We start from the raw sequence: 19982 nt of genomic DNA on the forward strand, positions 1-19982 counted from the left end.
AATCGGGTCCAGTGTCCGGCACGGTCAGAAACCGAAGCGGAACATCCGGTAGAAGTCTCTGGACGCGGGGATCATGTTCATGAGCCGGTACGTGAGGCGGTAAACGCGCACCGGAATCTTCGCGTAGAGCGAGGGGAAGGGGACGTCCTCGAGATATCTGAATCGCGGATTCCACCGCTCGATCTCCCGGCGGTCCCGAATCGCCGTCGAGTAGGACGGATATCCCTTGCGGGCCAGCCTCTTCGACATCCGTTGTGTCAGGCGAACGACCCATGGGGCGAATCCATCGAACAGTAATTCGCCGCTGCTGAAACGGTCGGTTAACTGTTGGAGCAGCCGCTTGTTCTCGTTTTCGGTGAGGTACATCAGCAGCCCTTCGGCGATGACCAGCACCGGATACTCCGTGGGAATCTCATCCAGCCACCTCGTTTCGGTGACCGAGGAACCGATGGTGCGATACCCGTCCGGCTCCGGATAGAGCTTGCGGCGCAGGTCGATGACATCGGGTAGGTCGACGTCGAACCAGCGGACGCCGACCGGCAGGTCGAGCCGGAAGGCCCGGCTGTCCAGCCCGCAGCCCAGGTGCAGCACGACGGCGTCCGGATGCCGGCGGAGGAAATCGGCGCTCCAATCGTCGAGTTGCCTGGCGCGCAATGCCAGCATGAACCGGTTGCCCGCCCCACCGCGTAGCATTAATTTGCCGAAGTCGTAGTCGATACGATCCACGACCCCGGCCGCGATGTGATCCCGGAGAATCGAATCCTTCGAACGACTTTCCCAGGCCCGGAGATACAGGGTGGCGAGCATCGTCTGCTCCACGCCGGTGAAGTCGATCTTCTCCGTCATCGCCCTCTCCTTTTCGCCGCGCGGTAGTCCTCCCACCGCCGCATGAATTCGTCGTGTACCTCGGTGGCGGAGAACTCGCAGAAGTCGCGGAGCTCTTCGAGACGGTCCCGTTGCTCCGGGCGGCCCTCCCCGATCACCGACAGCCCGAACTCGGCCGCCTCCGCACCGGCCCCCATACGATCCAGCTGGACCTGCAGCACGCGGGTGAAACCGCCGGGTGTGAGCCGGTAACGGTGCTCGCGGGTCGATGAGGGCAGCCGCTCCACCAGGCCGCCTTCCTGCATGGGCCGGATGACGGTGCTGATCGACGGCTTGCTCACCCCGAGCGCGGCCGCCAGTTCGGTCAGCGACTGCTGCGGCGGATCACAGATCATCAGCCAGCCGTAGATCCGTCCCATCGTACGAGGACCGCCCACCATCTCGAAGAACAGCCCGAGCCGGTCAACGAACTCGGCCTCGTCCGGGGCGATCTCGGTCACCGTATCTACCGCCTATATAGCATCGATCGTTAAGAAGAATCTTAACGAACTATACGCGCTTGGCGCCGGAGGGGACAGGGCACGCGGCCTACAGGCTCCCGAGTTCTTTCAGTGCCTGCTCAGCTGCCGAACCCGGCTCGGCGGCGTACAGGTCCAGCCCGCAGCACGACGGTTCGTCGGGCAGCGTGATGAGCTCGCGGTGCAGGGTCAGTTCGCCCACGACCGGGTGGTGCAGCACGTACGTCCGGGACCGCAGCCGCGCGACCGGATGCTCGGCCCACATCCGCGCGAAGTCCGCGCTCAGTTCCCGCATGTCGCCGATGTGCGCCGCGAGTCCGGCGTCCCCGCGATGGCGCCCGAGCAGAACGCGCAGATGCGCCACGTGCTCGCGCGCGGCCCGCTCCCAACCGGCGTGGTGCAGCACGCGCGCGGAGGGCTCGGTGAACAGCAGGTGCGAGAGCGTGCGGCGGTTCTCGGCCAACGCGGGGAAGTCCCCGAACACCGCCACGGCGAGTTGGTTCCAGCCGAAGATCTGGGTGTGCCGTCCGATCACCAGCGCCGGCGTCGTCACGAACGACGCCAACAGGTGGCGAAAGCCAAGAGGCACCTCCGACGGGTCTCCGGCACCCGCGCACGGCTGCGGACGCCGCGCTACCCGGTGCAGGTAGGTCAGTTCGTCGGTGTCCAGGCGCAGCGCCGCGCCGATGGCGCCCAAGATCTCGTCCGAGACGCTGTCGCCCTTGCCCTGTTCCAGACGCGTGTAGTGGGCGATGCTCACGCCCGCCAGCCGGGCCAGCTCCTCACGCCTCAGACCCGCGACCCGGCGCGCTCGGCCGTAGTCGCGCAGCCCGACGTCCTCCGGGCGCAGACGGGCACGGCGTGACTTGAGGAACTCGCTCAGCTCGATCCGGTCGTCCACGCGACAACCCTACGTCTGGGCGTGCGGCGGGTGATCACGCCGTGAGTACGCAGGACACGGGCCTGGCCGGGCGGTCGCGGCGGCTCCACGCTGTCAGGCGAGCCACCCACGAGCTCCTGTCCCGGCATCCACCCGAATGAATGGAGATAAGTCGTGTCCCAAACGCTCGGACTCATCGGCAGCGGAATGATCGGTTCTTCCGTTGCCCGCCTGGCCATCGCGGCCGGCCTCAAGGTTGTCCTCAGCAATTCGCGAGGACCCGAGACCCTCGCCGATGTGGTCGCCGACCTGGGCGGGGGTGCCCGAGCGGCCACACCGGCAGAGGCGGCACGCGCCGCGGACCTGGTGGTGGCGGCCATCCCGCTGAACGCCTACGGGCGGCTCCCCGCCAAAGCGCTGGCCGGCAAGACGGTGCTGGACACGGCGAACTACTACCCCGAGCGGGACGGCCACCTGGCCGAGCTGGACGCGGGCGAACTGACCTCCAGCGCGCTGATCCAGCGCCACCTCGCGGACTCCCAGGTGGTCAAGGTGTTCAACACCATCACCCCGCACCAGTTGTTCTCCCTCGCCCGGCCCACGGGAGCGCCGGACCGCAGCGCCCTGCCCATCGCCGGCGACGACGCGGCGGCCAAGGCAGAGACCATCCGGCTGCTGGACGTCCTCGGTTATGACGGGGTGGACATCGGCCCACTTGCCGACAGCTGGCGCAGCGAGCCGAACACGCCGGTATACATCCACCCCTATCTCGGCGAGACGCCCGCCATGAACGTCGAGGCCTTCCTCCGCTGGACCCTCCAGACACCCGGCGTCGCCGTTCCCGCGGCGCGGGTCGGCAAGCTCGTCGAGATCGCGGTACGCCGGCCGGCCGGCGAGGCCAGGCTCCCGAGCGACGACTGAGTCAGCCGCCCTTCCTGCTGGCCATGGGGGAGACCCGGCGAGCCGCGATCACCAGCAGGACGATCGCGCCGACCGTCGAGATGGCGTTGCTGGTCAGGTCGACCACCTGGCTCACGGGCTCGGTCGTGACCGGCTCCCACGGGAACGAGTGCCACGCGTACGTGAGCATGGCCCCCGCCGCGAGCGCCAGCCGGTGCGCGTCCGACCAGCCGAAGCGATGCGACCAGCGGGCCACCAGCGCGCCGAACAGGGCCAGGTAGATGAGCACGCTGCCCCACGCCGGAAGAGGGATCGCCGGCCATGGCGACAGGCCGGTGGGGTCGACCGCGTAGAGGAGGACGAAGATCGCGCCGGCCGCCAGGGCGAAGGCGAACACCGCCCAGGGGCTGGGCGCCTTCCCCTCGGCCATGGGGACACTGGGGCGCGGGCGCAGGCCGAGCACGACGAGCGCGGCGATCACCACGGCCGACCCGATGTATTGGAGCGGGCCGGTGAGCAGGCCTTTGTTGGCGGCAGTGGCGGCGGTGGCCAGCACGGAGTAGAGCGCGAAGATCACGGTCACGGTCCAGAAGCCAGCCAGGGCGTGGTGCGGCGGGAGCCGGCCAGCGTCTCCATGATCGCGATCGGGACGCTGATGCTCCAGATGGTGTGCACGCCCGCCATGAACCGGAAGGGAATCGGCTGCCCAGCATCCGGGTGGTACGCCCCCGGACCGTCAACATGCAACTCCAAGCCAGTGTCGTCCGGCCGGTACAGCCCGTCACGGAGCGGCATCTCCCTGGCCTTCCAGAGCCCCTCGACCATTCCCATAGCCCACCCCACCGTCAACTACCAAGACCAGTTAGTTCCGAAGTCTGGCTGCGCGCAAGGACAGATTGCTCAGCGACTCCGAGCTGGTCAAGCGGGCCATACGAGGCCGGCCTGGCGGCACGCGGCGTCCAGCTGCTGCGGCCCAGCTTCAAACGGGGGAAGTTCCGAACAACTCGTCTAGCCGACGTGCGGGGGCGGTGGCGGAAGGGTTAGGGCGGCGCGAACCGCGGCTTTCAGTCGTTCCCGACTGTCGGCGCCGATCTCGGGCAGGCCATCCGCGGACGGCGCGGTCAACGTCCGGCGGAACATCGCCGTCGGCATATCGACCACGCACAGCGTCATCACCTCGACGCCCGCCCTGTCGGCTCGGTCCCACAGCGCCCGCGCCAGCCCGGACAGCAACATCATCAGCCGCTTGTCCAGGGCGAACATCGCCTCGGCCAGCTCCTCCGGAACCTGGGGACCGAGCAGCTGGTCACGTCGCGTCGTCATCAGCAGCCGCGCCGCCATGGGCCGCCGGTCGGCGAACACCGCGGGCGCGCTCGCCGCCGCCACCACCGCCTCGACCGCCGCCTCATGGCCGTCGCCCGGCGCCGCGTCGACGAGCTCGATCTGCAGATTCAGAAGTTCTTCCGCCGCCCTCAGCCACAGCCGCCCGAGCAGCACCGGCAGCGACCCGAACGCGTGGTAGATCGCCCCGTTCGACACCCCGGAGGCCGCCGCCAGCCCGCGCACCGTCAAGCCCTCCGGACCGCCGTCGACCACCAGTCGCTCGACGACATCCAGCATGTGATCCAGATCATGGACCCGAGGGCGAGGCACGCCCACCAGAATAACAGAGCATGTGCTCCGTTACTGTGTATCTTGGACACATTCTCGCGGGCAGAGCGAGTACGCCACCCGCGAGGTCGACCCCTCCTAGCCATACGAGGTCACATCGAATGTCCAAACCCGTAAACCGGGCGTTAGCCCGTGCCAGAACCCTGGCAGCGCTGGTCCTGCTCACCGTGCTGGGCTCCTTGCTCACCGCGCCCGCCGCGTCCGCCGCGGCTGGTGCGCCCATGCTGCCCCTGTTCGTACGCAGGGCGAGCGACGGTCACCTGCTCGCCTATGAGCCCAAGAGCACCGGCGGCCTCGAGGCCGCCGTCGACCTCGGCGGCGGCTTCTCCGCAGCGACCGCGATCCTACGCGCCAACACCTCCGAGAACGGCGCCAGGAACGACCTGTTCTTCCGTCTGGGCGGTGAGCTCTACTACACCGCCGAGCGGGGCACCTCCACCATGCCCGTCGCCTCGAACATGGACGGCTACAACCTGATCATGACCCCGGGCAACATGGGCAGCAGCGCCGCGCCCGAGATCATCGCACGGGACACGGCCGGCGCCCTGTGGCTCTACCCGGGCCGCACCGACGGCGGGCTCGCGGCCCGCGTCCAGGCCGGAACCGCCGGCTGGAACGGCATGGACGCCCTGGCGGGCTACGGCGACTACACCGGCGACGGCAAGAACGACCTGCTGGCCAGGACCACCGCCGGCACCCTCTACATCTATCCGGGGACCGGCGGCATCACCGACAACCAGATCCTGGGCGCCCGCATCAGCGCGGGCACCGGCTGGGACGCCTACACCGCCCTGGTCTCCACCGGCGACAACAACGGGGACGGCAAGGCCGACCTGATCGCCCGCGACTCCGCCGGCGCGCTGTGGCTCTTCAAGGGCACCGGCGTCTCCTCGGCCCCCTTCGCCGCCAAAGAGAAGATCGGCAACGCGGGCTGGAACGCCTTCAACGCCTTCTTCTGAGCACCTCCATCCTCGTACCAGCGGCTGAAAGCTGACCATGCACACGACCACTGCTTCATCGCGCCGTACCCGGCGCCCTCTTTTAGGACGGCTGCGCGCCGCCGCCGCGGCCCTCACCTCTGTCGGCGTCGTCATCGCCGGCGTGCAGTTCGCGCCCCTGCCCGGCGCTGGCCCGGCGCTCGCCTTCGCCGACTCCGCCTTCGCTGACGCCGCCGAGTACGACCTGGCGCACGCCGCGTCGGTCCGCGCGGCCCAGTGCCTGCTCACCGCCGTACAGCGCAAGGGCGGCCAGGATCTGAAGGCAGTCGCCCGCGCCGGGCTGGGCGGCACGGACGACATCCTGCTGCGCAACGCCGCCCCCGACTACGAGACCACCCCGTCGACTCCGCTGCACACCGCCTACGAGCAGGACGAAGAGCGGGCCTCGGCCAAGCTGGACGAGCTCAATGACCGGCACACCGTCTGGGAGGAGTCGCTCAACGTCCCGCCCCCGAAGGGCTACACGGACGCCTCGTTTCAGTGGATCGAGCAGAAGGACAACCCGTTCAGCAAGGTAGGCCTGACCTCTTGGGTCGACGGCCAGTACTGGACGGAAGAGGAGGACTTCTACGCCGACCAGACCCCGCTGGCCGCCAAGGAGTCCGTGGACGCGGTCAACGCGATCGCCAAGGAGCGTTACCCCGCGAACGGCGATGACGACAAGGGGCGGGACGCGTGGAAGGACATGTCCTTCCTGCACCCCATGTACGCCGACGACGCGCGGGCCTTCCTGGAGCGCGGCGGCTTCCCGACCAGCGCGCCCGATCCGGACAGCATGGAATTCCGGGTCGACGTCGAGAACCTCAAGGCCCGCTACGCCTCCTGCGCCACCGACAACCCGCCGGACCCGCACGAGGTCCTGACCGCTGAGTTCGCCAAGGCCTCGGCGGAGTGGCAGCAGGAGGTCGACGGCCAGCGCGCCCAGCGTGACACCATCCTCAGCGAGGAGGCTCAGGCCACCGCCGACCTCCAGGTCGCCACCCAGGCCCTCGGCGAGGCCCTCGGGCAGTCGACCATTGGGGTCCGGCTGGCCGACTGGCAGGCCTACTGGCTCAAGCAGCCGTCCGGAACCCCGTCCTATCCGAGCGCCGCAGTGTTCGCCAAGGTCAAGAACGACATCGTCAAGGGCCAGGCGATGGCGCTGGGCCGGGTGTTCGTCGCCTCGCGCGCCGCCCAGTCGGCGCAGCGGCACGCCACCGCCGCCGTCGCGGCTCAGCAGGCCGCGTACGCGATCGCCGACGCCGCCGGGCTGCCCCGGGGCCGCGGCCTGCTCTACGGCCAGCAGGCGGTGCAGGTCACCCGGGCTTCGGCCGCGGCCACGCTGGCCGTTTCGAAGGCGACCGAGACGGCCTCCAACGCCACTCGTGCCTCTGCCGCGGACAGTAAGACGCTGATGGCGCTGGCCGAGACGCAGGCGCACGCTTCGCGGGCGGAGTTCCGGCGGATGGCCGCCGAGGAGGCGGCCGCGCAGGCCAAGGCCGCCGCCGAAGGCGCGGCGACGCAGGCGGCTTTGGCGGCGGAGAACGCGGCCAAGGCCAAGAGCGCTCAGGCCAGGGCCGAGGCCGCCGAGCAGACGGCGAAGGCGGCCGCGGCCGACGCCCGCGCCAAGCGGCAGATCGCCGAGGCCGAGCGCGACAACGCCAAGACACAGAAGGAGATCGCCGCCAGGGAGCGGGCCAATGCCGCCGCAGCGGAGAGCACGGCTCAAAACCAGCGGCAGATCGCGGCCTCAAGGCTCGGCGACGCGCAGACCGCCGGTGCCACCGCCGCGAGCAAGAAGGACGAGGCGGTCGAGGCAGAACGAAGAGCCATCACCGCGCGCAGCGACGCGATCGCCGCGGAACGCCGGCGCGACATCCTGTCCGCGCAGGCAGCGGCGGCCGAGGCACAGGCCGCGGCGGACGAGGGAACGGCCGACGCTGCCGCCTCCCGCGCCGCCGCGACCCAGGCGCGGTCGGCCGCGACCGCCGCGACGACCGCCGCGACCAACGCCCGCGCCGCCGCCAACGAGGCCACCTCGGCCGCAGCCTCGGCCCGCGAGGCGGCCACCCGCGCCGAGGCCTCTGCGGCCCGCGCCCGGTCCGCCTCCGACGGGGCCCAGCGCGACGTGGCGATCACCAACGCATCGGTCATGAAGGCCCACGCGGCGGCGGCCGACGCCATCAAGGCTTCGTGGGACGCCTCCATCAACGTCCGCGACGCCAAGGCCTACGCCGACACCGCCAAGGCCAACGCGGTCAAGGCCAGGGCCGACGCCGTCGTCGCGCGCAAGGAGGCCGACGCCGCGCACGTCAGCGCGGTCAAGACCGCCGGGTTCGCCTACGCGACCGCCCAGGCGGCGCTCGCCGCCCGCGACTCCGCCGTACAGGTGATCAAACCGGCCAACGACGCCATCGAGCTGGGCTCCCCGTACAAGGAGACCGACGCCTCGGCGGGCTTGGCCGTGCTGACCGCGCAGGCGTCCAAGACGCTGGCCGCCCAGCAGGCCGCCGTCGCCCAGGCCAAGGCGGCCCAGGCGGACAAGGCGGCGAAGGAGGCAGCCGCCCTCGCGGCCCAGGCCGACGCCGACGCCAAGGCGGCCGCCACCGCAGCGTCCCAGGCGGCGGGCTCCGCGGCCAGGGCGGTGGCCTCGCTCGCCCAGGCCCAGGCTTCGGCGGCCGAGGCGAAGACGGCGGCAAGCGCGGCGGTGAAGGCCGAGGCCAACACCGTCGAGTACGACCGCCAGGCCACCGCGGACGCCGCGGCGGCCGCATCGGCCGCCGACGCCGCCGACGAGTACGCCGGCGAGGCCCGTGATTCGGCCGACGAGGCCGAACGCGACGCCGCCTCCGCCCGCGAGGCCGCCGGCGCGGCCGAGAACGACGCGGCCAAGGCCCGCGACGTCGCCACCCAGGCCGAGGCGGACGCGACCACTGCCGAGACCGCGGCCGCCAACGCCCGGCAGGCGGCCAAGGACGCCCAGGACGCCGCCACCCGCACCGAGACCGCCAAGGAAGCCAGCGACCTGAACGACCAGGTGGCGGCCAACGCGAACGTCCTGACGTACTTCGAGTTCAACGACAAGAGTTACATCGAGCCGCTCAGCGACTGCGTGGGCACCGGTGGCTGCGACATCAGGCTGCACGTGCATCTCGAAGGCACGGCCTACTACATGGTGCTGTCGGACTGCCAGTACTCCTCGGACGGCTCCTGCACCGGCTCGTACTTCCCGGTGGGGAACGAGCCGTTCACGCGCGACTATGAGACGACCCGGCACTTCACCCAGCAGGAGCTGATGGCCGGTGCGCTGCGGAACCTGCTGAAGATCATCACGCACGACTTCACCGAGTGCGCCAAGCTCAAAGTCGGCAACTGCCTGATGGCGGCGGCGTTCTTCGTCCCGCCGGACAAGATCGTCGAGGTCGCCCGGAAGATCATCGCCCTCGAGACGGCGATGCGCACCGGCATCGGTCTCGACGCCGCCGTCGAAGCGCTGAGGGCATCGGTCGCCAGCGGCGAGGTCGCGCCGAAGGCACTGACAACGGCGGTGGCCCGCTTGGAAGCCATCACCGGAACGACGGCCACCGGCACGAAAAGCGAGCAATTCGCCAAGCTGGCGCACACCTTCGACCTGGGCTTCGACGCCGGCCGCGGGTTCCGGGCCGACGAGGCGGCGTCCGCCACGCTGTTCGAGGCGCAGTCGAGTGTCAGGCTCAGTCGTTACACGCCGCCCAAGCCCGGGCCCGGCCAGCCGACCCCGCCCAACCCTGACTGGGTCGGCTCCAACGGCCTGACGTATGACGCCATGGGGCGCGACCTCACCCCGCAGCGCTTCGCCGATCACTGGGCGGGCAACGGCGGCAACCTGAAGGCGACCATCGCCAAGCATGTCAACAAGGCCGACGTGACGATCTTCGACATGTCGAAACTGGGGGCCTCCGAGCTCGCTACGCTCAGGGCCTACTACCAGGAGATGGGCTGGTCCAGCAAGGTCTCCTTCGTCGGTATCCACTGAGGGGGTGGTGCACATGAGCAGGGACATCAGTGTCTCGGCGGAATATGTCTGGCCCGCGTCCACGGGCCTGTCCTCGTGGGTTGTGGACTACCTCAAGGAACGGGTCCACGACGAGTCCGTCTGGTCGTACGCCGACCAGGCCGGTTTCGAGGAGTTGCACAACTTCCGCGTGTACGATCTGCCGGAGCCTGGCCGTCACGAGGTGCTGAGGGTCCTGGCCGAGGAGGTCCCGGCCGTCTATGAGGCGCGCGTGCGCGATCCGCAGTACGAGGCACACCTCGCCGGCGAGGTCCATCATCTGGAGATCCTGGCCATGATGGCCGCCGAGGTGCTGCGGGAGCTGGATGAGAGGAGCACGGAGTGAACCTCTACAGCGTCTCCATCTCACCCGACTACAGCTGGCTGATGTACTCCGGCTCGGAACCCATGTTCGGCCTGATGGTGGCGGCCCTCCGTGAAGGGGTGCCGGGGCTCGGGGAACTCACCGTCGTGCCCCGGCACGACGGTCCCGGCGGGGCCGGCCTCCACCTCAATCTGCTGACGTTGCCGCCCGGCCAGTACCGGGCGGCGCTCAGGGTGCTCGCCGACCAGGCGGTGCCGAGGGCGCGGGAAGCGCTCTACGGCGGCGAGCTGTCGTCCGCTTACGAGAAACACGGCGGGTCGGCCGACGGCCGGATCGAGGCGCTGGGCGACATGAAGACCGTGGCGCTGATCGCCAGGAACGTGCTGGCCAGGATGGCCGAGGACGTGGCGAGATCGGCCGATGGGAAGGGAACCGCCTGAGCCACGCCGCCTCCAGGCGGATTGAGACCGGCGGACGCCGCGCCGGTGCGCGTTGATAGCGCGCACCGGCGCGGCGTCAGGATTGTCCCGGTACTCGGGGGAGGAGCAGCCCCCGGTTGAACGCCTCGGTGACGGCGGCGGCGCGGTCGCCGACGCCGAGCTTGCCGTAGATGTTCAGCAGGTGGGATTTGACCGTGGCCTCCGTGATGAACAGCTGCACCGCCGCCTCCCGGTTCGTGCCACCGGCCGCCACCAGCTGGAGCACTTCGAGCTCCCGCTGGCTGAGCGGCCCCGAGGCGGAGGACCGTACCCGGCTCATGAGCAGAGCCGCCGCCGACGGCGCGAGAACCGCCTCGCCCCGGGCCGTCGCCCGGACCGCCCGCAGGAGCTCGTCACGGGGAGCGTCCTTGAGCAGGTAGCCGGTGGCGCCCGCCTCGATCGCGGGCAGCACGTGGCTGTCGGTGTCATACGTCGTGAGCACCAGCACGCGCACCCCAGTCCCGCCCCCGGCCAGCTCTCTTGTCGCGCTCACGCCGTCCATGCCGGGCATCCGCAGATCCATGAGGACCACATCCGGCCGTAGCGTCTCGGCGAGCCGGACCGCCTCGGCTCCATCGGCTGCCTCCCCGACCACCTCGAAGTCCGGATCGCGGGCGAACATGCTGCTCAAGCCATCTCGGACCACCGGATGGTCGTCGACGACCAGCAGTCTGATCACGCTGTCCGGGCGGCTCATGACTCGGCCCACTCGGCGGGGACGCGGGCCGAGATCCCCGTGCCGGCACCGAGCTCCGACTCCACCTGCAGCGTGCCTGACAGGCCCTCGATCCGCTGCCGCATCGCGATCAGCCCAAACCCAAGGTGAGCCGTACGCGGACCATCGCCACCGCCGTCCCTGACCCGGGCCGGACCGAACCCGCCACCGCTGTCCCTCAGGCGGGCCGCGTCGAAATCGCCACCGCCGTCCCTGACCCGGGCCGGACCGAACCCGCCACCGCTGTCCCTCAGGCGGGCCGCGTCGAAATCGCCGCTGCCGTCCCCGGGGCAGGCCGAGCCGAAGCCGCCATCTCCGGGCCGGGTTGATCCGGAGCCGCCGCCATCGTCATCCCTGAGCCGGGCCGGGCCGAAGCCGCCACCGCTGTCCCTGAGGTGGGCCGCGCCGGAGCCGTCTCCGTTGTCCCCGAGGCGGGCCGGGTCGAAGCCGGCGCCGTCGTCGCGCACGTCCAGAGCGACCTCGTGTTCCATGTACGACAGTGTCACCCCCGCCCGGGTCGCCCGCGCGTGCTTGGCCACATTCGTCAGTGCCTCCTGCGCGGTTCTGAGCAGCGCGACCTCGACCTCCGGGCGCATCGGCCGCGCCGTGCCGGTCGTCGTGACCTGGACCGGGATCTCGTGCAGTGCCGACCAGCGGCTGGCCACGCTCGCCAGCGCCTCGCCCAGCCGCGCGGTCCGCAGCGGCTCAGGACGCAGCGCGTCCACCGATCGCCGCGCCTCGGACAGGCTCTCCCCGGCCAGCCTGGTCGCGGCCTCGATGTGCCGGCGCCATTCCGCCGGGTCGTCGCCGGCGTGCTCGGCCGCGTGCAGTTGGGTGATGATGCCGGTGAGGCCCTGTGCCAGGGTGTCGTGGATCTCCCGGGCCATCCGCCGCCGCTCGTCGTGCACGCCGGCCTGCCTGGCCTGCGCAAGTAACCGCTCGTGCAGGGCGGCGTTCTCCGTCAGCGTCGTCTCCAGCTTGCGGTTCGCTTCACGCGCCTCCTCCAGCGCCCGCTTGCGCTCGTCGTTCTGCTGAGCACTACGCCGAGCGAACCAGGCGAAGCCACACATAGGGATCACATTCGCGGCCATGACAGCGACGTACGTGATCAGTCCCACGGGTGTGGTCTTGTCCACGCCGTACGCCTGCGCCGTGCCCGACACCATCGCCACCGCCGCGACGCCGGCCGGCTGCCACGGCCAGCGCAGCACCCGGAAGGCGTAGATGTATCCGGCGGGAGTGAAGAACCCGAACCACGGGTCCCTGACCACCAGAATCGCCGTGAGCAGGATCAGTACGGTGAAGAACATGGCCATCACCGGCACGCGTTCGCGCCAGGCGGGGCGGAGCGTGAAGAGCCCCAGCATCCAGGCCGCCATCAGCGCGCACAGCACCAGGTCGATAAGCGGGGACGCGCCCGCCGACTGTTTGATGGCCACGGTGACACCGGCCAGGAGCGCCAGTAAGGCATACGGGCCGACGGTCACCGGCAGGGGCCACCGTACCGGTGGATCACTCATCCACGTGCTCCTCCACCGGCGCAAGCCAGCATGCGGGTGGAAGCACGGGCCACCGTGTCGCTGGATCGCACATCCGCGTCCTCCTCATCCGTCGCCGCCCCAGCGGGGGATCTAGCCTCCACGTTGGCACTTCCCTACGCGGCTCAACCGGCCCGGGGAGGCTCGATGGCCAGGGCGTGCCGGAAGATGTTGCGCGGGTCCCACCGAGCCTTCACCCGTTGGAGGCGTGGATAGTTGTCCTTGTAGTAGAGCGTGTGCGCGGGCACACCTGAGGTGTTCCACGCGGGGTCGGCCAGGTCGGCGTCCGGGTAGTTGATGTAGGAGCCGTCGTTGACCTCGCCGGGCACGGGCACGCCGCCGGTCTCGGCGTAAACGTCGTGGTAGAAGCCGCGGACCCAGTCGAGGTTGGCCTTGTCCTCCTTTTCGTCTTCCCAGATCGTCTGGTAGACCGCCTTCATTACCACGTCTCGCTGGGCGATCGCGGTGGCTCCTGGCGCTACCGCGCGGACCTGGCCGCCGTAGCCGATGAGCAGCATGCCGGCGTTGGAGCCGCCGGTGGAGTTGGTCAGGTTGCGATGGACGGCCGCGAGTTGGGTCTCGGTGAATGATCGTCGCAGGTAGCCGGCCTTGATCTTGTATCGCCGGGTGATCACGTCACCCGGCTCGCCGGTGCCCGGCCAGGTCATCCGGTGTAACCAGGGCATCGTCCGCCGGATGTCGAGCGCCGGTTTGAGGTCGAGGCCGGCGGTCACCGAGGACGCGAAGCCGGTCACCATGCTGTCGGCGTTGGGGAGGTCCGCGTCGATCTGCGCGACCAGCATGACGGTTCCGCCGGCGCGGTGCGACAGCTGGAGGATCCCGTACAGCCCGGCGTACGGAGAGCCGGGCGCGCTGTTGCGCTCATGCCAGGCCCCGAAGTTACGCAGCAGTCCGGTAAGTGCATTTTCGGTTATGTGCTCCCAGGACCAGATGACCACGTGCTGCAGCATCCGCTGCGGCGCCGCCGGCAGCAGCTGGGACGGATCGGTGCCGGCGACGCCGGGGGAGCGCAGCCAGTAGCGGGTGACCACGCCGAAGTTGCCGCCGCCACCGCCGGTGTGCGCCCACCACAGGTCGCGGTGCGGGTCGTCCGGCTCGCGGGTGGCGACCACCGCGCGGGCGGTGCCGTCGCGGTCGACCACCACGACCTCCACGCCGTACAGATGATCCACCACCGAGCCGTACCGCCTGGACAGCGGTCCGTATCCGCCGCCCGCGAAGTGCCCACCGGCCCCCACTTCCGGGCAGCCGCCCCCGGGGATCGTCACGCCCCAGCCTTTGAGCAGCGTCCGGTACACCTGGCCGAGGGTGGCTCCGGGTTGCACGGCGAACGCCTGCCGGTCGGCGTCATAGCCGACCTCGTCCATCGGCGAGAGGTCCAGCAGCACCCGGACCGCCGGGTCGGCGGTGAAATTCTCGAAGCAGTGCCCGCCGCTGCGCACCGCGACCCGTCGGCCGGACCGCACCGCCTCCGACACCGCGCGCACCGCCTGATCGGTCGACCCGACCACGCGGATCTCCTCCGGTCGGCCGACGAACCTGAAGTTGTTGCCACGCAACAGGTTGTCGTAGCGAAAGTCGCCCGGACGTACTGTCACCGGCCCGAATGCCGCCGCTTCCGCATCCGCCGCGACAGACTCCGCCGCGCCCGATTGCGCCAACGCCGCCTCGGCACCCCACGTGCCGGCCGCTGCGGTGCCCGCCGCGGTGATCGCCGCGGCACCCGCACCGGCGAGCAGCCCACGACGACTCACCGCAGCGGCGCCCGGCAGGCTCGTACGCCCATCGCCCACTTCTGGCATGTGACTCGCCCCTTTCCGATTGGAGGTCGTCAGCCTCTCAAGCAGGCAGCACGGCACACATCAACCCGTGGCATGAATCAGCGGCTCACCTCTCCGCCCCTCCGAACGGCTGATCCGCCCCACCGATCGGCTGACCGGCAGCGGGTGGCGTCAGCCGACTGTGACCAGGAGGCCGGGCGTGCGCGGCCACGGGGTGGGGCGCCCTTCGGACAAGAGGTCGGGCGCGCGACCGTGAGTAGGGCGCGCCGACTGTGGCCAGGAGGTCGGGCGAGCGACCGTGAATAGGGCGCGCCGACTGCGGCCAGGAGGTCGGGCGAGGGAGCTCGGCGCCCTCCGAGAGGTCGGGCGTCGCCTGCCGACAGCGCTGGGCGATCCGGCCTGCGAACCCGCCTCACCTCTTCGCGTAGGTGACCTCGAAGTCGGGCTTCCAGGTTTCGCCGTCGCTGGAGGCGTCCCATCGTCCGGTGACAAGACGGCCGTCGCCACGGATCGTCGCCTCGAAGCGCTGGTGAAAGCCCGGCCCTGCCTGCCCCCGCATCTCCCAGTGACCGTTCTCGAAGCTCATCCGGTAGATCCGGCACACTCCCCGCGCATCGGCGTACAGCATGGCGAAGGCGCCACTGTGGTCGTCGAGACCGATGGCGGCATCGATCGGAAACGGCGAGCTCTCCCGCCATTCCGGGGCGATCGCCTGAGGTGGGTCGACGCGCATGATGAGGAATCCCCGGCTGTCGTGCCAGGTGAACGTCGCCGTGCACTGGCCCATCGGCTGCCCGTCGATCGATGCCTCCATGTCCCACTCCCCGACGAGTACTTCCAGGCTCTGCAACCGCTGGTTGGCTGTGTGTCGCGCTGCTGTCACGGCTACCTCCCGTTGACGTGTGGTCGGAAGGGTAGACCGGACGCGTGCCGCGAACTCATCGCCGGCGGCGGGCTGGGACGTCGCGGCCGAGGAAGGCCAGTAGTTGCCGGTGTGCGGGGGCGTCGGCGGGAGCGGGGACCGCGGGGCCGAACATGCCGGGGCGGCGGAAGGTGTTGAAGTCCATGCCTTGCATGATCGTGAGCAGTTCGCCGCACGACCGTTCGTCGACGAGATGCTCCTGATCGGTGGCGAGCGCCAGGTCGACGCCGTGGACGAGGACTTCGGTGAGGTGGATGAGGGCGGCCATCGGCCCCGGTACGGCCCCGAACCCCAAACGTACGGTGGCGTCGAGGGCGCCCGGGCGATGCCAGGCGGCGCGGTCGAGGTCGGCCGCGGTGACGAAGGCGGCCTGCGGGTCGGTGCCGAGCCAGTCATCCTCGTGGTCGCCGCCCGCGTCGGTCGCGGTGAGCTCGGCGGCGAAGACGCGCATGCCGCCGACCATGTGGTTGAGCTCTGTACGCACGTCCCAGCCGGCGCAGGGGGTGGGGGCGTGGAGCCGGGTGTCGGTGATGCCTTTGACGATGGCGGTGGTCATGTCGAGGGCGCGGTCGATCATGGCGATGGTCATGTCGTTCTCCAGGAAGGGGATCAGGCGGTCGTGCCGAACACGTCGTCGAGCCAGTCGTAGACGCGCGCGAAGGCCAGTCGCTGGGCGCCGGACTGGCAGTGGGCGTCGGCGCCCTGTTCGCCAGTGAACTCCAGCAGCGTCTTGGGGCAGGTCAGCTCGGGCCGGCCCTGGAAGAACCCGTCGTCGGCCCCGGCGCAGACCAGGGTCGGGCAGGCGATCTTCTCGACGATGCCGTCGCGCAGGTGGTAGTCCAGGTAGGCAGCGCCGAACGCGCGCGGGGTATCGCCCATGGCGGATGGCCGGCCACTCGTCGTGCCAGCTGTCGTAGTCACCGGCGGTGATCCGCTTACAGGTGATCACGACCTCGCCGAAGTCGGCGCCGCCGTAGGCGATGTGTCCGAAGGTGCGCAGGGTCTCGTACCAGAACTGAGGGTTGTCGGGAAAGAACAGCGGGGGCATGGTCACTCCTAAAGCAGTAAGCGACTGCGTTAGGGGACTTTAGGACGCCATCAATCACAAACGCAAGTCTTGACTGCGTTAAGCTGGCGGGCATGGTGGAACAGCAGCCGACTCGCCGGCCCGGCGGGCGCAGTGCCCGCGTCCGAGCCGCCGTGCACCACGCGGTCACCGACCTGATCGCCGAACGCGGCCACGGCAACTTCACCGTCGGTGACGTAGCCACCCGCGCCGGAGTGGCCGACACCAGCGTCTATCGCCGCTGGGGCACCCTGGAGGCCCTGCTCACGGACGTGGCGATCAACTGGCTCACCACCACCTCACCCATACCGGATACCGGCAGTTTGGAAGGCGACCTGCGCGCGTACGCGGCCGGTGTCGCGCGCGACGTGACCGGACCCGACGGGCTGGCGGTGCTGCGCCTGGTCATCGCCTTGTCCACCGGGGGAGAGGCCGGCGTAACGGCAAGAGACGCGTTCGTGGCCGAACGCGGACGCCAACTGCGGGGCATGCTGGACCGCGCCCGAGACCGCGGCGAACACCCACCCGAGGGCCTGGACATCCTCGACCATCTCCTGGCCCCGATGTACGTCCGCGTCCTGTTCGGCACGGGCCCGCTCACCCCCGACTACGTCAACGCCCTGGTCGACCGCCTTCTGATCGATTAGGTGAGCGCCGCAGACCACGGGGCGCGTGCCCGGGCGCCGCTGACGTAACGCGACGCCGTCGACGGCCCCCACTCAGGGCCGTGCCGTCACCTCCGTTCCCCGGCCGGCGGGACGGACACCAGCCGGTAGGCCGGGCCGTCGGCGATCACGCGGCCTGCGGTCGGCGGGGGGAAGTGGGTGCCCAGCGCGAGGGCGCCGGTGCCGGCGAGCGAGGCGAGCAGGGCGTGGCGGGTGGCCGTGGCCCGCACGGGGTCGAGGTCGACGCAGCTGCCGATGGGGTACGAGGTCGAGCAGCCCCGCCCCCCCGCCTTCGTCAGGGAAGCGCCGGAGCGGGATGTGGCCTCGGGCCCTGGCAGAGCCCGAGGTTCAACTGTTCGCGAATACCAATCCACGTGGCAAGGCGGACGCGAGTTGTTCGAGTTGCCCGATGGCCGTGGTCAGGTCGTCGGCGATGGGATGGACCAGCACATGGTCGGCGCCGGCGTCGAGTTGCGCTTGAACACGCGCGGCGACGGCCTCCGGGGTGCCCCACGCGACCAGCGCGTCGACCAGCCGATCACTTCCCCCGTCGGCGATGTCCTGCTGGCTGTAGCCGAGACGTAACCAGTTGCGTGTGTACGGCGAATCGGGGCCGGTCCTGCCTCGGTACCGCCGAGCGATGGCACGGGCTTGCTCGGGATCGGGTTCGATGATGAACGCCTGCTCGGGGATGAGCAACTTATCGCTCCCCAGAGCTTTACGGACAAGAGCGGTGTGTTCGACCGGGGCCGAAAACGAATGGACGCCGTCGGTGCGGTCGCGAGCCAGTTCTACCATTTTGGGCTGCAAGGCGGCCAACACCCGAACGAACGGCTCCGGCGGCGGGTTACGCGTGCGATGCGGGCAGACGCTCAGCGCAATCGGGTTCGGTTGCTCGCCGCGGCGAGCGCGGCGTTCGCGCGCGCGGGCGTGGAGGCCTCGCTCGATGACATCGCCCGCGACGCCGTGGTGGGTTCGGGCACTCTTTACCGTCATTTCCCCACCCGCGAGGCGCTGGTGGAGGCCGTCCTCGACAACCGCTACCAGGCCCTGGCCGCCGCGGCCGCCGAGCTACAGGCCGAGCGCTCGCCGCACGAAGCGCTCGTGGCCTGGTTGAAACTCTTCGTCGACCACCTCATGACGTATCGAGGGCTGGCGGCGAGCGTCACCACGGCGCTTCACAACGACACGCCGCCATCGGACTCGGCCTGCCATGCCATGCGCGCCGCGGCATACGAACTCGTGGCAACGGCCCAGCGCGACGGCACTGTCCGGGATGACATCGACGCCTCGATGATCCTGCGCCTCGCCGCCGGTGTCGCTTGGGACCACGAGCAGTCACCCGCCGACCGGGCCGGTGTCGGGCAAATGCTGGCGGTCCTCATGGACGGACTGCTTCGCGACAGCCGCGTTCCGCGGGCGGTCAGCTGATCCCAGGGGAATGCGTCACGCCATGGCGATCGGGCCGAGGTAGGTGCCGCCCGAGACGTCGATGGTCTGGCCGGTCACCCATCGGCCCTGCGGGCCCGCCAGGAAGCCGACGACGTCCGCGACGTCCTCGGGCTCGCCGAGCCGGCCGAGCGCGGTGATCGCTTCGATCGCGGCGACCGCCTCGGGGATGGTGTTGTAGCCCGCGGTCATGTCGGTACGCACCGCGCCGGGCGCGACCGTGTTCACCGTGATGCCGCGCCTGCCGAGCTCATTGGCCAGGGACGGGGCCAACGACTCCAGTGCCGCCTTGCTGAGGTTGTAGGCGATCTGCGTGGAGACCGCGAAGCGGCTGGCCACCGAGCCCATGTTGATGATGCGGCCGCCGTCGTTCAGCAGCGGCAGCGCGCGCTGGATCACGAAGAACGGTGTGCTGACGTTGATCGTGAGCAGCCTGCCGAACTCCTCCGGCGTGACCTGCGCGATCGGGTTGACCGAGCCGATGCCCGCGTTGTTGACCAGGATGTCCAGGCCGCCGCTCGCCGGTCCCTCGGCCAGACCGCTGCTCGCCAGTCCCTCGGCCAGGCCCTCGAACAGGCGGTCCACCGCGCCATCGTCGCCGAACCGGGCCTGCACGGCGAACGCCCGGCCGCCTGCCTGCTCGATCCGCGCCACCGTCTGCTTGGCCGCGTCGTCGTTGCCGCCGTAGTGGACGGCGACCAGAGCGCCCTCGGCGGCCAGTCGCAGCGCGACCGCCCGGCCGATTCCCCGCGATCCTCCGGTCACCAGCGCGGTCTTGCCGGTCAGACTGTTCATCTCTGCTCCTCGTTCAGCGGCCGGCCCTCGGCGGATCCGGCGATGGCTCAACGGTGGCGGCAGTGGCTCACCGTACGCTCACCGACGGCTCACCGCCTGAGCAGAGCTCCAGGTGGGGTGGGACCCTGAGCGGTCCCACCCGACGGCCCGGCTCAGAAGTCCATGTCGCCACCCGGCATGGCCGGAGCGGCAGGGGTCTTCTCGGGCTTCTCGGCGATGACCGCCTCGGTGGTGAGGAAGAGCGCCGCGATGGAAGCGGCGTTCCGCAGCGCCGAGCGCGTCACCTTGGCCGGGTCGATGATGCCCGCCTCGAACATGTTGACGTAGTCGCCCGTAGCGGCGTTGAGGCCCTCACCCGGGGTCAGGTTGCGGACCTTCTCCACCACGACGCCGCCCTCGAGGCCGGCGTTGACGGCGATCTG

General features: G+C 70.2%; 23 protein-coding genes. 7 read left to right on the forward strand and 16 right to left on the reverse strand.

Features of this window, described 5'->3' with window-relative positions; genetic code table 11:
* Positions 1–24: 24 nt before the first annotated feature.
* The 3 genes from ACIBO2_RS52760 to ACIBO2_RS52770 form a co-directional block, all read right to left on the reverse strand.
* Positions 25–846 (reverse strand): class I SAM-dependent methyltransferase, encoded by an 822-nt coding sequence (locus tag ACIBO2_RS52760; protein WP_358548346.1) that lies wholly within the window; start codon positions 844–846, stop codon positions 25–27.
* Positions 843–1325 (reverse strand): MarR family transcriptional regulator, encoded by a 483-nt coding sequence (locus tag ACIBO2_RS52765; RefSeq protein ID WP_358548348.1) that lies wholly within the window; start codon positions 1323–1325, stop codon positions 843–845. Before ACIBO2_RS52765 ends, ACIBO2_RS52760 begins: the two co-directional genes overlap by 4 nt.
* Before the next feature lie 88 nt (positions 1326–1413).
* A complete protein-coding gene (locus ACIBO2_RS52770; protein WP_358548350.1) occupies positions 1414–2244 on the reverse strand; it encodes a helix-turn-helix transcriptional regulator in 831 nt (276 codons plus the stop codon).
* A gap of 153 nt (positions 2245–2397) precedes the next feature.
* On the opposite strand from ACIBO2_RS52770, the gene ACIBO2_RS52775 reads away from it, so the two are divergent.
* Positions 2398–3144 carry an NAD(P)-binding domain-containing protein gene (locus ACIBO2_RS52775; RefSeq protein WP_358548353.1) on the forward strand — a complete coding sequence of 249 codons (747 nt, stop codon included), beginning with the start codon at positions 2398–2400 and terminating at the stop codon, positions 3142–3144.
* A gap of 1 nt (position 3145) precedes the next feature.
* Here ACIBO2_RS52775 and ACIBO2_RS52780 read toward each other — a convergent pair whose 3' ends face one another.
* The 3 genes from ACIBO2_RS52780 to ACIBO2_RS52790 form a co-directional block, all read right to left on the reverse strand.
* Positions 3146–3706 (reverse strand): hypothetical protein, encoded by a 561-nt coding sequence (locus ACIBO2_RS52780; RefSeq protein ID WP_358548356.1) that lies wholly within the window; start codon positions 3704–3706, stop codon positions 3146–3148.
* Positions 3703–3954, reverse strand: a complete 252-nt coding sequence (locus ACIBO2_RS52785; protein ID WP_358548358.1) for a hypothetical protein — start codon at positions 3952–3954, stop codon at positions 3703–3705. The genes ACIBO2_RS52780 and ACIBO2_RS52785 overlap by 4 nt, the downstream gene beginning before the upstream one ends.
* A gap of 177 nt (positions 3955–4131) precedes the next feature.
* Positions 4132–4743, reverse strand: coding sequence for a TetR/AcrR family transcriptional regulator (locus tag ACIBO2_RS52790; RefSeq protein ID WP_397304832.1), 612 nt, complete (start codon positions 4741–4743; stop codon positions 4132–4134).
* 152 nt (positions 4744–4895) lie between these two features.
* Between ACIBO2_RS52790 and ACIBO2_RS52795 the strand changes: the two genes are divergently transcribed.
* Genes ACIBO2_RS52795 through ACIBO2_RS52810 form a run of 4 tightly spaced genes read left to right on the forward strand, consistent with a single transcriptional unit; the run spans position 4896 to position 10569 of the window.
* On the forward strand, positions 4896–5753 hold the full coding sequence (locus ACIBO2_RS52795; RefSeq protein ID WP_358548364.1) for an FG-GAP-like repeat-containing protein: 858 nt from the start codon (positions 4896–4898) through the stop codon (positions 5751–5753).
* A 37-nt stretch (positions 5754–5790) separates the two neighbouring features.
* Entirely contained in the window at positions 5791–9786 is a 3996-nt protein-coding gene (locus ACIBO2_RS52800) for a hypothetical protein (RefSeq protein ID WP_358548367.1), read from the forward strand.
* 13 nt (positions 9787–9799) lie between these two features.
* Positions 9800–10150 (forward strand): hypothetical protein, encoded by a 351-nt coding sequence (locus ACIBO2_RS52805; RefSeq protein WP_364013847.1) that lies wholly within the window; start codon positions 9800–9802, stop codon positions 10148–10150.
* On the forward strand, positions 10147–10569 hold the full coding sequence (locus tag ACIBO2_RS52810; protein ID WP_358548373.1) for a hypothetical protein: 423 nt from the start codon (positions 10147–10149) through the stop codon (positions 10567–10569). The genes ACIBO2_RS52805 and ACIBO2_RS52810 overlap by 4 nt, the downstream gene beginning before the upstream one ends.
* Before the next feature lie 76 nt (positions 10570–10645).
* Here the strand turns inward: ACIBO2_RS52810 and ACIBO2_RS52815 are convergent, their stop codons facing one another.
* The 6 genes from ACIBO2_RS52815 to ACIBO2_RS52840 form a co-directional block, all read right to left on the reverse strand.
* A complete protein-coding gene (locus ACIBO2_RS52815; protein WP_358548376.1) occupies positions 10646–11305 on the reverse strand; it encodes a response regulator transcription factor in 660 nt (219 codons plus the stop codon).
* Positions 11302–12843 (reverse strand): histidine kinase, encoded by a 1542-nt coding sequence (locus ACIBO2_RS52820; protein ID WP_397304833.1) that lies wholly within the window; start codon positions 12841–12843, stop codon positions 11302–11304. Before ACIBO2_RS52820 ends, ACIBO2_RS52815 begins: the two co-directional genes overlap by 4 nt.
* 143 nt (positions 12844–12986) lie before the next feature.
* On the reverse strand, positions 12987–14684 hold the full coding sequence (locus tag ACIBO2_RS52825; protein ID WP_397304834.1) for an FAD-dependent oxidoreductase: 1698 nt from the start codon (positions 14682–14684) through the stop codon (positions 12987–12989).
* Positions 14685–15075: 391 nt separating this feature from the next.
* Entirely contained in the window at positions 15076–15546 is a 471-nt protein-coding gene (locus ACIBO2_RS52830) for a hypothetical protein (protein WP_397304835.1), read from the reverse strand.
* A gap of 55 nt (positions 15547–15601) precedes the next feature.
* Positions 15602–16174 carry a TIGR03086 family metal-binding protein gene (locus ACIBO2_RS52835; protein ID WP_358548388.1) on the reverse strand — a complete coding sequence of 191 codons (573 nt, stop codon included), beginning with the start codon at positions 16172–16174 and terminating at the stop codon, positions 15602–15604.
* Positions 16175–16194: 20 nt separating this feature from the next.
* On the reverse strand, positions 16195–16464 hold the full coding sequence (locus ACIBO2_RS52840; RefSeq protein WP_358548391.1) for a hypothetical protein: 270 nt from the start codon (positions 16462–16464) through the stop codon (positions 16195–16197).
* A gap of 261 nt (positions 16465–16725) precedes the next feature.
* Here ACIBO2_RS52840 and ACIBO2_RS52845 point away from each other — a divergent pair, with 261 nt between their 5' ends.
* Positions 16726–17298 carry a TetR/AcrR family transcriptional regulator gene (locus tag ACIBO2_RS52845; protein ID WP_397304836.1) on the forward strand — a complete coding sequence of 191 codons (573 nt, stop codon included), beginning with the start codon at positions 16726–16728 and terminating at the stop codon, positions 17296–17298.
* 86 nt (positions 17299–17384) lie between these two features.
* On the opposite strand, the gene ACIBO2_RS52850 is transcribed toward ACIBO2_RS52845, so the two are convergent.
* Both ACIBO2_RS52850 and ACIBO2_RS52855 read right to left on the reverse strand, forming a co-directional pair.
* Positions 17385–17546: a hypothetical protein gene (locus ACIBO2_RS52850; protein WP_358548395.1), complete on the reverse strand. Its 162-nt coding sequence runs from the start codon at positions 17544–17546 to the stop codon at positions 17385–17387.
* A gap of 118 nt (positions 17547–17664) precedes the next feature.
* Entirely contained in the window at positions 17665–18114 is a 450-nt protein-coding gene (locus tag ACIBO2_RS52855; RefSeq protein ID WP_397304837.1) for a hypothetical protein, read from the reverse strand.
* Here ACIBO2_RS52855 and ACIBO2_RS52860 point away from each other — a divergent pair.
* Positions 18076–18747: a TetR/AcrR family transcriptional regulator gene (locus ACIBO2_RS52860; RefSeq protein ID WP_397304839.1), complete on the forward strand. Its 672-nt coding sequence runs from the start codon at positions 18076–18078 to the stop codon at positions 18745–18747. The genes ACIBO2_RS52855 and ACIBO2_RS52860 overlap by 39 nt on opposite strands.
* A 15-nt stretch (positions 18748–18762) precedes the next feature.
* On the opposite strand, the gene ACIBO2_RS52865 is transcribed toward ACIBO2_RS52860, so the two are convergent.
* Both ACIBO2_RS52865 and ACIBO2_RS52870 read right to left on the reverse strand, forming a co-directional pair.
* Positions 18763–19560, reverse strand: coding sequence for an SDR family oxidoreductase (locus tag ACIBO2_RS52865; RefSeq protein ID WP_358548400.1), 798 nt, complete (start codon positions 19558–19560; stop codon positions 18763–18765).
* 152 nt (positions 19561–19712) lie between these two features.
* A partial coding sequence (locus ACIBO2_RS52870) for a TCP-1/cpn60 chaperonin family protein (protein WP_397304841.1) occupies positions 19713–19982 on the reverse strand: 270 nt, incomplete at its 5' end.

The organism is Nonomuraea sp. NPDC050022, assembly GCF_044460705.1.
GTDB lineage: Bacteria > Actinomycetota > Actinomycetes > Streptosporangiales > Streptosporangiaceae > Nonomuraea.

Excerpts from the sequence above, each read along its gene's own strand:
- ACIBO2_RS52760 (WP_358548346.1), bottom strand. The coding sequence starts at position 846 with ATGACGGAGAAGATCGACTTCACCGGCGTGGAGCAGACGATGCTCGCC.
- ACIBO2_RS52785 (WP_358548358.1), bottom strand. The coding sequence starts at position 3,954 with ATGGGAATGGTCGAGGGGCTCTGGAAGGCCAGGGAGATGCCGCTCCGT.
- ACIBO2_RS52790 (WP_397304832.1), bottom strand. The coding sequence starts at position 4,743 with ATGCTGGATGTCGTCGAGCGACTGGTGGTCGACGGCGGTCCGGAGGGC.
- ACIBO2_RS52795 (WP_358548364.1), top strand. The coding sequence starts at position 4,896 with ATGTCCAAACCCGTAAACCGGGCGTTAGCCCGTGCCAGAACCCTGGCA.
- ACIBO2_RS52800 (WP_358548367.1), top strand. The coding sequence starts at position 5,791 with ATGCACACGACCACTGCTTCATCGCGCCGTACCCGGCGCCCTCTTTTA.
- ACIBO2_RS52805 (WP_364013847.1), top strand. The coding sequence starts at position 9,800 with ATGAGCAGGGACATCAGTGTCTCGGCGGAATATGTCTGGCCCGCGTCC.
- ACIBO2_RS52815 (WP_358548376.1), bottom strand. The coding sequence starts at position 11,305 with ATGAGCCGCCCGGACAGCGTGATCAGACTGCTGGTCGTCGACGACCAT.
- ACIBO2_RS52820 (WP_397304833.1), bottom strand. The coding sequence starts at position 12,843 with ATGAGTGATCCACCGGTACGGTGGCCCCTGCCGGTGACCGTCGGCCCG.
- ACIBO2_RS52825 (WP_397304834.1), bottom strand. The coding sequence starts at position 14,684 with ATGCCAGAAGTGGGCGATGGGCGTACGAGCCTGCCGGGCGCCGCTGCG.
- ACIBO2_RS52835 (WP_358548388.1), bottom strand. The coding sequence starts at position 16,174 with ATGACCATCGCCATGATCGACCGCGCCCTCGACATGACCACCGCCATC.
- ACIBO2_RS52840 (WP_358548391.1), bottom strand. The coding sequence starts at position 16,464 with ATGGGCGATACCCCGCGCGCGTTCGGCGCTGCCTACCTGGACTACCAC.
- ACIBO2_RS52845 (WP_397304836.1), top strand. The coding sequence starts at position 16,726 with ATGGTGGAACAGCAGCCGACTCGCCGGCCCGGCGGGCGCAGTGCCCGC.
- ACIBO2_RS52860 (WP_397304839.1), top strand. The coding sequence starts at position 18,076 with ATGGACGCCGTCGGTGCGGTCGCGAGCCAGTTCTACCATTTTGGGCTG.
- ACIBO2_RS52855 (WP_397304837.1), bottom strand. The coding sequence starts at position 18,114 with ATGGTAGAACTGGCTCGCGACCGCACCGACGGCGTCCATTCGTTTTCG.
- ACIBO2_RS52865 (WP_358548400.1), bottom strand. The coding sequence starts at position 19,560 with ATGAACAGTCTGACCGGCAAGACCGCGCTGGTGACCGGAGGATCGCGG.